Origin of the sequence: Methylotenera mobilis JLW8 (assembly GCF_000023705.1) — a bacterium.
Lineage (GTDB): Bacteria > Pseudomonadota > Gammaproteobacteria > Burkholderiales > Methylophilaceae > Methylotenera > Methylotenera mobilis.
Window position 1 is genome coordinate 2448417 of sequence record NC_012968.1, and the last position, 12161, is coordinate 2460577.

Here is a 12161-nt window from a genome sequence, read left to right on the forward strand (position 1 = left end):
CAGCGCTATGAAACTCGTCTTTATTCTAGACCCACTCGCAAGTCTTAAGAGCTACAAAGATACCAGCCTTGCCATTATGCGTGAGGCCAGTCAACGTGGTCATGAGCTGTATGTGTGCATGCAGCATGACTTGTTCCTACGTGGTGCACAGGCCAGAATTAACGTGCAGCAGTTTAACTTTGCCGGAGAAAGTTATGTCACGGCAGAAAAAGTAGAGTGTGCGCCTAGCGCGTTTGACGCCATTATCATGCGTAAAGACCCGCCGTTTGATAACGAATATCTTTACAGCACCTATCTACTTGAAATAGCAGCGCAACAAGGTGCGCAGGTATTTAACAACCCAAGTGCGATTCGTGGCTGGAATGAGAAGCTCTCAGTAACACGTTTTCCACAATTTGCACCGGAGTTTCTAGTCACGGCTAACCAAGCCTTGATTCGTGAGTTTCTCCACACGCATACTGACATTGTAGTGAAACCCTTAGATGGCATGGGTGGTAGCAGTATTTTCCGCCTAACATTGCAAGACCCTAACATCAGCGTGATACTGGAAACCATTACTCAGTTCGGCACACAAACCGTGATGGCGCAACGTTATCTACCTGCCATTGTGCAAGGCGATAAGCGCATTATTGTGATTGATGGTGAACCATTACCTTATGCCCTGGCACGAATCCCGATGGCAGGGGAGACGCGCGGTAATTTGGCTGCAGGCGGCACTGGTGTTGCACAACCGCTGACTGAGCGTGATCGTGAAATTGCGACCACCGTTGGGCAAGTGCTAAAACAAACCGGCTTGTTCTTGGTCGGTTTGGACGTGATTGGCGAGCACCTTACCGAAATCAACGTCACCAGCCCCACCGGCATGGTAGAAATTGCCAAACAAACCGACTGCAATCCTGCCGCTATGTTTATTGACGCTCTAGAGCAACGACAGCTCAAATAAATGCGTAAAGGATTAAAACCCTTATTCATTGTAGCAGCATGCTGCCTCGCAATATGGGGACTCATTAGTTACAAACAACCCAAGCTCTACCATAGCCAAAGCTACGTATTTGGCACCCTGGTTGATATCAGCATCTATGGTGAGCCGGAACAGCGCGCCAAAGTGCTGTCTAATCATATTCTGCAGGACTTTCAGCAGCTGCATCAGCAGCTGCATGCTTGGAAGCCAACAACCGATAATCAGGCCAGTGAACTAGGTGCCCTAAACGCCGCATTCGCTTCAGGCAAACCGGTACAGATCAGCCCGCGCATGGCGGAAATCTTACTAGATGCTACTAGACTATCCAGACAATCTGATGGCTTATTTAACCCCAGCATCGGCCATTTAATTGGCGCCTGGGGCTTCCAGCGCGATGAATTCAGTGCGGTTAATATCGATACAGCCTTAATCACCCAGCTGGTTAAGGCGAATCCCAGCATGTCAGAGATCGTTATTAAGAACAATACTGCTTACAGTAAAAACCCAAAGCTAAAATTGGATTTAGGCGGCTACGCCAAAGGTTATGCCTTAGATCAGGCGATAGACTATCTACGCAAGCAGCAGGTGCACAATGCCCTTATCAATATTGGCGGCAATATCATTGCGCTGGGCCAACATGACGATAAGCCTTGGCGTGTAGGCATACAACACCCACGCAAACCCGGCGCGATTGCGTCGCTGGATTTGGATGATGGCTGGGCGATTGGCACTTCAGGTGATTATCAGCGCTATTTTATGCTGGGCGGCAAACGCTATTGTCACATCATCGACCCACGTACAGGCTATCCAGTACAGCACACGCAGGCAGTTACCGTACTCATTCCGCCGCAAGCCGCACATAGCACGCAAGCTGGGGTTTTATCTGACGTTGCATCCAAACCTATTTTTATTGCGCCATTAGCCAATAAAGCAGAAATGGCAGCAGCAATGGGCGTCCAACACTATATGGTGATTGATCAAGCCGCGCAGGTATACATCACGCCAGCCATGCAAACCAAGCTCACTTGGCTGGATACAGACCTCAAGAAGCATTTGCATGCGCAACCTACTGCACAACATTAACAGCGCCATCCAGATTGGCGATTGGTGCGTGCTCACTGCCGGCATCATCTTGGTGGCAGTACTGTTCCAACAATTATGGTCGCATCAAGATGCAACGCGCGTACAGATTCGCCATGGTGACCGCATCTACGGCACATATAGCCTCAACCAGCAGCGGGATATTCACGTACAGGGCGCGATGGGTGCTGCCACGGTGAGCATCTTGCATGGCAAAGCTAGATTTTCTCAATCACCATGCCATAATCAGTACTGTGTACACCAAGGCTGGCTCTCACGCGCGGGGCAAGCCGCCATTTGTTTGCCCAATCAACTCAGCTTGGAACTTATTGGTGAAACCAAACCTTATGACTCGCTCAACTATTAACGCTATCATGACACGGTAAATCTATAGATACCTATAGACTCACCATAGATGCAAACATGCTGATTAAAACCACAATAGAAGACCACCGCATTGCCAAACTGGCCGCAGTCGCTATTGCCCTGCATATGCTAGAAGCGGTAATCCCATCACCGCTACCGGGGGTGAAACCAGGCATCGCCAATATTGTGACTCTATATGTGTTATTGAAATATGGGTTTGCCAGCGCAGCTTGGGTAAGCATGCTCCGCGTATTTGCCAGCAGCCTATTGCTCGGGCAGTTTCTATCGCCAACTTTTATTCTAAGTCTAGCCGGTGCGATGTTAAGTTTAGGGGTACTAAGGCTATGCATGTACCTACCAAAAAAACATTTCGGCACTGTATCACTCAGCATACTCGCTGCTTTTGCGCATATTGCTGGGCAATTGATTATCGTCAGGCTATGGCTGATCCCACATGCCAGCGTAGCTTACCTAGTCCCCGTCTTTGCAATGGCAGCGCTGTTTTTCGGCCTCATCAATGGCGTCATTGCCAACAAGTTACTCTATAATGAAACATCTACCATCGATACCGCATCTAAAAACAACCAACATTAGCTAATCGACCATGTTTCATACACTTACATCACATGCTAAAGCGCACAAAACCTTTATAGCAGCAGTGATGGTATCGCTGCTATTGCATACGCTATTTTTGTCAGAGTTCTCTTTCACACTACCAGAAATAACTAATAACCAGCAGCAGCTTAATGTCAGGCTCACACCAACACCTGCGCCCGTCATGGTAAAAAAGATCTTAGAAAAAAGCGCAAGTAAACCTAAACAAAAGAAACCTGAAAATTCGAATACCGAAAGCAGTAAACCAACAGACAGCATCAGCACGACGCCTACTGAAGATAAGGTTTATTTACCAGCAACCGACGATGCACCGGTACCTCCAGTAAATACTGAGCCTGAGGCGGCTAGCTTAGATGATGCCGTTATGCCAAGCGAACCATCCATGTCGGAAACGGAAGTGGCCGTAACACCGCCACAGTATATAGAAACAGAGTTCGAGGTATTTCAAGGTGACAGCAAGAGCGCGGTCGGTAATGCACGCATCACTTTCAATATAGATATGGCTGGTAGTTATGCAATCAAGAGCACCATTGAAGCCCAAGGGTTAACTGCGCTGTTCTTCCAAAACTTAGTACAAGAGAGCCAAGGAGTAGTGACAGAACAGGGACTAAAGCCCAGTTATTACTCGTACCGATACGGTAATAAAAAATCGCAAACCGCTAAATTCCACTGGGATGATAGCACCTTAACGATGCGTACAGAAAAAGGCGAAAAAACCGAAAAGTTAGAAGCTGGCACGCAAGATTTATTGAGTTTTATATACCAATTCATGTTCACACCACCTTTGGTGTCTAACGCAATCAACATCACCAATGGCAAGACATTGCGTAATTACAACTACCGTTTTGAAGGGGAAGAAATCATCTATTCAAAGCTTGGCGCGCTCAATACTATCCATTTAATCAGAGCTAACGCAAATAGTGAAGAGAAAACAGAATTATGGCTAGCCACGGACTACAAGAATCTACCGATAAAAATCCGTAAAACTGAAAAGAATGGCAGTGTGATAGAACAGGTAATTAGTAGCCTTAACACTACACCAGCTTTGAAACCACAAGAGCCCGATGTCACCTGGTAGTACTAAAAAATAAAGAGCGGCTTTGCCGCTCTTTATTTTTAAACAATTGCTATTTTTTAATCCAGTAACTCACGCCAAATTGCCCGTTTACTTTGAAACTTGGCATTACCACTGCTAAATTCCGTGGTGACTGGCTCAAACTTTGCGTCTGCCGTCACTGCAGAAACCACTGGCTTACCTGCAATATACATCACATTAAAACCAACAATAGGCGCATTGGTTTTTGTGGAAACCAACCCAGTAGATAGGTTTGGCGGCTTACCAGTATCATAGCTAAAGAAATTAAAGTAACTATAGCCACCAGGGCTGCAAACTGCATTAGAAGGTATAGTAGTTGGCACAAGTATCGTGCCAGCAACTAGTTGCCCTGCCACATTTTGCCGCTCAGCTGCTGTAGTGGTATCAGAGGCCGCAGGCACGTAGAAATTTACAAACCAGCCATCACCGTTGGTCATATCCACATTATTAGTTGACCCTGTACGCGTGTTGCTAGGTGCACTAAGCGTTTGCTCAACCAAAGTGTTACGCGGATTATCTATTGTAGGGCCATCGCTATCCTTAATTGCATAAAGTGTCTGCTGTTGTTTATCAGTCAAGTCATTAATCTCTAGATACTTACCCGTCCCAACAAATACAACGCGATACTCTCCCACCTTACCTAGCTCTGGCCGCACGGTAATCGGCTGTCTATTGCCTTGTGGGTCTTTTAAGATAGCCACAAGCTTAGGATTAGGGCTAGATGGCGTAGCACTGATATCAAAACGCCATAAATTACCTAGTAAATCCCCGCCATAAATCCAGTGCGCTATAGTTTCCTTGTCCGCATCTGCAACATCAGACCAAGCAGAAATATCTGCCAAGCCACTCGGTGTTACATTATCACCAGCACTAGTACTAATATGACTAACAACTGGAACACCAGTCATGGCATTCAATACATATAACACGCCTTTACCACTTTCACTGCCGCCACCATTGTTATATCCAGAGGTTAATACCACCACCCATTTATTTTCAGGTGTTTTCGTAATAATGGGGTTACCAAAACTATAACCCATATTATTATCGGTACGTGTACAACCCTCGCAATCCGAATTACCAAACTCCCATAAGAGGATAGGCGAATCTGGGTTAGTAATATCTAAAGCATAGTATCCTTTGCCACCAGCATTCAGGCCACCGACTAAAATAGTTTTCCAAGCAGACCCGTCATAAACATCACCGACAACTGTGTCTCCATTCACATAATTGGTATGCATGGTTGAGTAGTTCTTATCAGCCAACTTCCACATATTAGGAATCACCATACTTGGCACATAAGCCCAACGCTCTTCGCCTGTATCTGCATTAAAAGCATGCAGCATACCGTCATTGGTACCAATATATACCGTCTTGCCCCTGCCTGCAGTTATGCCACTAGGGTAGTTGTTTTCACTATATTTAAATACCGGATCACCTACAAAAACAGGTTTAGACTCCAGCGCATCACCTAAAAATGCCTCGCGATAACGGAACAAGCGGTTCACAGGCGTGTTAGTACCTCGGTCTTCATACGTGATACTTCCACGCAAGAAGTTGACTAAATTGGCTTCTTTAGCGTTTGGCTGTTGCGTAACCGCATCTAGCGAGGTCCATTGGCTCAATTTAGGCGCTAGATAAGCCTGTTGAAAATAAGACTGCTGTACAGTTGTCATGTTTGTATAATCAAAGCTCACCAATGCCCCACCTTTATTCATCCAAACTTGCCTAGTACCTGCTGCGGCCTTAGCTGCAATTTGCCCAGTCCCAGCCTTAGCTGCTGCTACCTCGACCTTGCAATTTGTGCCATCCATGCTACCACCCACACAACTGCTTGCATTAGGAGTTACACAATAATAGATATTACTGCCGCTAGTTGGCTCTGCCACAATCGAACTGGGTGCAGGGCATGAGGCAGTGACGATATCTTCAACGCTCCATTCTGCAGACTCACTCACTTCACCCGTCGTCGTGTTAATGGTGCGTCTTTCTAAGTTGCCTGTCCATTTAACTGTGGTGTAGCTCGCCAAATAAGCATAGTTATCCCCTTGCACAGGATTAAGCGTGCTGGTTGCGGCAGCTGCGCCTGCACCAACTTTTGCATTGATTTGAGTCAGTGCATCAGCTAAACCCTTGGTAAGCTGCGCCGGGTCTTTAGCACTAAAATAAGTACCCTGCCCATTGACCGCTGCATGCCAGAGGTCATCCACCGCGCTTTCACTGTCTGCCACAGGCAACGGCCAATCCACTGTGGTAGTGCCTACGCCAGTTTTAAGCTTATAAAAATCACCTGAGGTTGCAGTTTTATAGTCACTGCTATACATTAAAGTACCGTCAATACCCAAGCCCAAGGTAAACGTGGTCATGTGCTGCTTCGGGTTATTATCGGTACCACTTACAAACACATTATTCTCGCAAACATCCAGACCTATTGTCCCAGTACAGTTGCTTAAATCACTAGTACGCAGGTCAGTGTCATAATAATATTTAGCAACGTCGGCCAAGCTATTGGTGCTTGCAGTTTTTCCCTCATTCATCGGGCGTGGGACACCATCCCCACTATCCATATTACCTACTTGACCGGTACCCGCAACATTTTTCACATCACTAGCCGTGTCTGTATTCCAGTAACCATCGGTGGTTAACAGTGCGAAATTCTGTTGGCAAGAGTATTGCACCGGATCGGAGGAACCTATAGGCTTTTTGCCAGCATAAATTCTGCCCACTACTGAAAGTGCAGAGCGCAACGGGGTGCCACCACTGGGGTCTATGCCAAACAACTTAGTGTACCATTGCTCTTTTTGGCTGCCAGTACCATTATCAAACTTGTTGATTGGTAAGTAATTGCTGCTTTGGCTGCTAATTGTAACAAAACCAACTCTGTAACGATTATCAATCGGTTTAAACGCCAAGCTAGCAGCAGTTTTCATCGCTTGTATACGCGTACGGTAATAGGTATACCAATTAGCAAAATTGGTCATTTCCTGCACATAACTACAGGTATTGCCGCAATCGGTACGTGCGGCTGACTTAGGATAACTGTTAGTTGAAGCAACAATATCGGTGCGGCTAAAAGTGTAAGGTGGCATCGCTGATCCACTGACACCACCTGCAGCATTCGCAACATTGCCATATGTCGCGCTATTGTTTAATGTAATTTGCAATGTGCCGTTACTATTAGTGCCTGCAGCAATAGCAGTGATAGTGATTGTAGGGGTATTTGCTCCATCAGAAACTGCTATGTAATCAGGGCTAGAAATACAAGCATTAATTTTGGCAACAATTGCATCGGCTAACGCCTTACGTCGCGTATTTAAATTTGGGCCCCCTGTTGGGGTGTATGTTGCAGCGGCGCAACCAGTACCGGTGCTCATAATCTCCACACTATTTACTTTGACACTGCTGACAGTAGTAGTGCCGGAGCTACTTACATTCGTAACCGAGAACGAACCAGTCGCCGTCGCACCAGAGCCTATATAGCGTGGGTAGATATAATCACCGGAGCGCGTTGATTTGCAGGTAGTCATTGATGAGTCAGTGCACCAACGCGACCTAGCTGGAAAGCTATAACTAACACCAGCTACAGTCGTTGGCACTGCCGATAATACGCAATTAACTAGCTCAGACTCACTGCAATACTCGGTTGGCACCACTGAGTAGTAATACGGTGCGCCAGACACCTTAATTAAATTGGCTAGCATACCAGACGTCGCCTGCTGATTTGGCACACCTGAAGTACGCCCATATTTATAGATTGCATTAGGGTAAAGATAGCCGCTATTCTTGCGGCATACGTTGGTGTCAATAAGTTCGCTGGCACTAGGGTCCCGTTTAGTGCACCAAACACGGTCCGGATAGTTGGTGGTGAGATCCACATAATTGGTGGTTACCAACAATTGCGTAGTATTTTGCTTATTGTAAGAGTCTGTCCTTACATTGGTCGGCGTAGTTTGGTCACCTCTACTTGTACCATCTGCATTCACACCTGCTGTATAGCGAATCGCCGGGTTGTAGTATTGGCTATTCATATCACTGTTCATAAAAGGTACATCACCGACTACGCACATATCCAGCACACGGGTTGTACCACTTAACACGCCGGGGAGTACAACACCTTTTGGGTCTGATGCACTACTTGAATCTAGTAAATCATCGTCGCCACTATCACGGCAATTTCTATCGTTGCTGCCTGGAGTCTGATTGCTATCGCTAATGTAATCTGGTGTGTAATCCTGCTTCATGCTTCCAGAGTTATCTAAAATAAACATCAAATTGGGCAGCACATTAGTGGTTGTGGCGTTTGCCAAAGGCACTGTAGCCAAATCAACCGTAGCTGCATGCACCGATAGCGGTAACATACCGCCTAAAAGTAAACAGCCAGCGATGGAACAAGAGGTTAACAAGGACTGTATATAGTTTTTCATGATTTAATCCTAATAAACAAATGCTTGCGTAAAGCTAAGCGTATTTCTAGGGCCGGTTACACGCACGGTAACCCTATACATTGGCACATCACCCGAACTAGACAATTGCCCTCCGGCAGTACCATATTCCTTTGTAGTCTGTGAGCCTGGGCTTGTTGATGTAGCACCCAGAAGACATTTTTCTTTTGCTTTGTACAACCCGGTACTAGGTAATACCGTACCAGCCACGCACATTCTCTCTACCACATAGCTTATAGTATTGCCGCTACTGTCTTTACCTGCAGAAATACCCGTGCCAGTCGCCAAACTAGAGCCAGTAGTAAAACGTGTTTTTGCATCGTCTTGGGGCGATGCATAATAACCATTATTCACGCTATCGTTATTGAGCAGGGCTGTTTGGTTTGCATCCAGCCACTTAATAGCAGTTTCAACACCAGTATCTGCCGATGCAGTTGCAGATTGCTTAAATGCCAAGTTACCTGCAATTAATGTATTGGTATCTACTGATCGAATCAATGCTACCGCTGCTAGCGACATCACTACCAGAGCCATCAACGCAAAAAATAACACCACGCCACGTTGTTTGTACATACTGTGCTGTGTAGCACCGGCCTGCCGCATTGCAGTAGCAAGGGTGCTGTTTTCATTAAGTGAGTTCATGATGAATTTACTCATAATACGTTTCTGGACCAGATAATATTACGCAGTGGAATAATGGTTTCATAAACGCGATAGCGGTAACGTTGCCAATCTGCAATGGTCGTCAGGTCAACCACAGGCGCTGGTGAACCCGCTTCATCAGGCCAAGCAACTGGCGCATTCAAGGTAACCGCGTCTTTCTCCAGCTGCCCATTTCTGGCCACCACTGCGACACGTACAGCCTTAATACGATTTCTATTTGCTACTGTTAGCCCTGCCGCGGCCCAAACACCAGTGGCATCAACCCAAGCGGTGACTCTATTATTGTTTGCAGCGTCTGATATACCATACTGTGCCTGTATATTCACAATGTCTGCCACGCTGGCTTGGCCATTACGTTCAAGCATGGCGTTATTAACACCATAACCAACTGCACTCCAATTACCCAAACAGAATAAACTAGCGCCAGATTTTGCACTAGCTGCCACTTTACCGCCGCCATCGACGGCAACTGTTACTTTAGTAGTAGCAGTAACAGTTCTGATCTTTGTCATTGCGCAAATACCCTGACTCACGATCATGGCAACATTGTTGACCTTGCATCCCATATTGTTATCTACAACAATTTCCGGTAAGCCAGCAGGATTACTGGATATCAGTGAAGAGAATCCACCCATAGGCGCATCACCATAACGTACCGTAATTTGGTCACTACCATTACCGCCATCTACTATCGTGATCGGGAACATATCAAAGTCTTCAACAAACGGCGTATCTGGGTCATCATATGAAGGCGATGGACTACATTGCATAGGTGAGCCTCTAGGATCAATTTCTGGCAAGCCAAATCCGGCCATTTGTACGTCTCGCTGAATATTGTAAAGCGCAATATTGCCGTTAGTTTGGGCATCAGCAGTACCGGTGGTACTACGCTTTTGACCCTCAAACACGGAGAAAACCTGCATAATCACCAAAGTAACCAGCATCCCAATCACCAAGCCAACCATGATTTCAACCAAGCTGAATCCAGCTTGAGACATACTGATGGATTTGCGTCTGCAGTCATCAAGAGGCAGGATATTTGCATCATTTCTTTTAGTATTTATTAGCATCTAAAACGCCTCTAATTCATATTCAACAATTGCAGATTAATTTGATAGCACTCTAACAATTGAAGCATTCATTACCACATTATGTGCCTCAGCCTCGCCCGGCGCCTGCCAAGTCACTGTCACCTGAAACTGGTTCAAATCTGGCTGTGTCACGGTACGCTTACCATTAGGCAACAAGGTAGGAATTGCCGTCTGATTTTCCAGATAATTAATGGCATTATCTGAATCTGCCCATATCTGGCCTATTCTTTGCTGCGCCACATAACTTGCATCCGCACGATACTTAGCATTACTGGTATTACTCAGCATAGATGCCTGTAGCCCAACCAATGCAAGAATGCCCATAGAAAAAATTACAAGCGCAATCAATGCCTCAAGCAACATCATCCCTTGCTGTGCTTTGGCACTGGTTACGCTGGCACATAAACGTTTGCTCAAAAAATTTGCTCTATTATTCACATTAATACCTCTTACACATTTAGCATTTGCGAGAGTCATCTGAAGACTGAGCTACGGCGGGATCACACATTCTAATATTCCCTCCCACACCAACCGTAATACGTAATGCACGGCTGCCAGATATAGCCGTAGAATCAATGTCAACAGATGTAAATGAAGCTGGCGTTGTGGCGCCTAAATTACTAAAAACTACAGAAGTTTGCGCAGCAGGTGTCGTTAAAACAGTGATATTGGCAGTAGATCCTTCGTTTTGACTACGACTCTTTATCGTAGCAGGGCAATCATCAACACCATCACCGTCAGTATCTCCTATCGCAACAACACAGCCCACTGTCCAAGCAGAATTACCTGTAAATACAAACTGAACTTGTGCATTGCGCTTAACTGCCTCTGCACGTGCGACTTGCAAGCCATTTTGAATGGACTCTGCGGCACTACGAATACGAGTATTTTCTATCCAATCACGATAACTGGAAGCACCTAACCCTGCCAACACTGCGATTAAAGCAATCCCAACCATCAGCTCGACTAAACTATAGCCCAGCATGTTGCGCTTGGGGGCTGAAACTAACATGAGGCGCCTTTGCCTGTTAACCAGCAGTTGCCAGTAACGCCATCATATTTGGAAGATCTAACGTCACTTTGATCCACCGTATATTGAAAATTAGCCATCTCGCCCACACCATCTGCAACCAACTGAAACGTCGCGACTGTTGTGTTATTGCATGTATAAGCAAAATATTTTGCCCCACTAGCAGGTGCACAAGGGCCGCCAACATATGTGCGATTATCCTGATAATACTGCTCCATTCTTACTTTCAGGTTTGCCAGAATAGAAGGAGCTTCAGCAGCCCTACCTTTTCTAACGTAATCGGTATAACTTGGCAATGCTATAGAGGTCACTATGCCGATAATTGCCACTACTACCATCAACTCCACTAAAGAAAAGCCTCTCTGTAATCCATACGATTGGCGACAACGACGTGACTGTGTATTCAACAAAATATTCATAGCTATTTTCCTTTTTTCCTAGGTTGCATCCTCTGCTTAATTTTTTCGCATGTCTATTAGCATCCGACAAATGGTAAATTTAGCCTAATAAGCGGTTACTTAGATCTTTCTCCCAAATGACAATGCTCATTTGTGCCGGGCTAACGCTTAGTAAAAAAATGGTAGAATAGCGTCTTAATTTTTTAATGAGATGCGTCATCTCACTACAAACACGTAGATAACCAACAAAAGGCTATTTCAATGCGCGAAAAACTGATTATATTTCTGCTCATTTCAAGCAGCGTATTAAGCGCATGCGGCACCAAAGGTCCGCTATACATCCCTGAGAAGGCATATCCGCAGCCAACCACGCCTAGCAAATAAATCCGGCATTTTTACCCCTTAACTGTTAAGACATC

12 protein-coding genes are annotated in these 12161 nt (G+C 45.7%); 6 read left to right on the top strand and 6 right to left on the bottom strand.

All coding sequences use genetic code 11. The features are described 5' to 3' along the window. Nucleotides 1-7 precede the first annotated feature (7 nt). From gshB to MMOL_RS11980, 5 genes are read left to right on the top strand one after another with little or no spacing between them, the layout of a single operon-like run. Nucleotides 8-943, top strand: a complete 936-nt coding sequence (gene gshB / locus MMOL_RS11450; protein ID WP_015833201.1) for a glutathione synthase — start codon at nt 8-10, stop codon at nt 941-943. Beyond that, nucleotides 944-2044: an FAD:protein FMN transferase gene (locus MMOL_RS11455; RefSeq protein WP_015833202.1), complete on the top strand. Its 1101-nt coding sequence runs from the start codon at nt 944-946 to the stop codon at nt 2042-2044. Then, nucleotides 2019-2408: a NusG domain II-containing protein gene (locus MMOL_RS11460; protein ID WP_015833203.1), complete on the top strand. Its 390-nt coding sequence runs from the start codon at nt 2019-2021 to the stop codon at nt 2406-2408. Before MMOL_RS11455 ends, MMOL_RS11460 begins: the two co-directional genes overlap by 26 nt. A gap of 56 nt (nt 2409-2464) precedes the next feature. Then, nucleotides 2465-3001 (top strand): Gx transporter family protein, encoded by a 537-nt coding sequence (locus MMOL_RS11465; protein ID WP_015833204.1) that lies wholly within the window; start codon nt 2465-2467, stop codon nt 2999-3001. Nucleotides 3002-3011: 10 nt separating this feature from the next. Further along, complete coding sequence (locus MMOL_RS11980; RefSeq protein WP_015833205.1) at nt 3012-4100, top strand: DUF3108 domain-containing protein; 1089 nt, start codon at nt 3012-3014, stop codon at nt 4098-4100. A gap of 56 nt (nt 4101-4156) precedes the next feature. Here the strand turns inward: MMOL_RS11980 and MMOL_RS11475 are convergent, their stop codons facing one another. From MMOL_RS11475 to MMOL_RS11500, 6 genes are read right to left on the bottom strand one after another with little or no spacing between them, the layout of a single operon-like run. Next, nucleotides 4157-8542, bottom strand: coding sequence for a pilus assembly protein (locus tag MMOL_RS11475; protein WP_015833206.1), 4386 nt, complete (start codon nt 8540-8542; stop codon nt 4157-4159). Nucleotides 8543-8551: 9 nt separating this feature from the next. Beyond that, nucleotides 8552-9217, bottom strand: coding sequence for a pilus assembly PilX family protein (locus tag MMOL_RS11480; RefSeq protein WP_049764497.1), 666 nt, complete (start codon nt 9215-9217; stop codon nt 8552-8554). Continuing rightward, nucleotides 9214-10293: a PilW family protein gene (locus MMOL_RS11485; RefSeq protein WP_015833208.1), complete on the bottom strand. Its 1080-nt coding sequence runs from the start codon at nt 10291-10293 to the stop codon at nt 9214-9216. The genes MMOL_RS11480 and MMOL_RS11485 overlap by 4 nt, the downstream gene beginning before the upstream one ends. 36 nt (nt 10294-10329) lie before the next feature. Continuing rightward, on the bottom strand, nt 10330-10731 hold the full coding sequence (locus tag MMOL_RS11490) for a type IV pilus modification PilV family protein (RefSeq protein ID WP_041928591.1): 402 nt from the start codon (nt 10729-10731) through the stop codon (nt 10330-10332). 40 nt (nt 10732-10771) lie between these two features. After that, nucleotides 10772-11326, bottom strand: coding sequence for a GspH/FimT family pseudopilin (locus tag MMOL_RS11495; protein ID WP_015833210.1), 555 nt, complete (start codon nt 11324-11326; stop codon nt 10772-10774). Beyond that, nucleotides 11320-11763, bottom strand: coding sequence for a type IV pilin protein (locus tag MMOL_RS11500; RefSeq protein ID WP_015833211.1), 444 nt, complete (start codon nt 11761-11763; stop codon nt 11320-11322). The genes MMOL_RS11495 and MMOL_RS11500 overlap by 7 nt, the downstream gene beginning before the upstream one ends. A 240-nt stretch (nt 11764-12003) precedes the next feature. On the opposite strand from MMOL_RS11500, the gene lptM reads away from it, so the two are divergent. Continuing rightward, nucleotides 12004-12126 (top strand): LPS translocon maturation chaperone LptM, encoded by a 123-nt coding sequence (gene lptM, locus MMOL_RS12115; protein ID WP_015833213.1) that lies wholly within the window; start codon nt 12004-12006, stop codon nt 12124-12126. Nucleotides 12127-12161 lie beyond the last annotated feature (35 nt).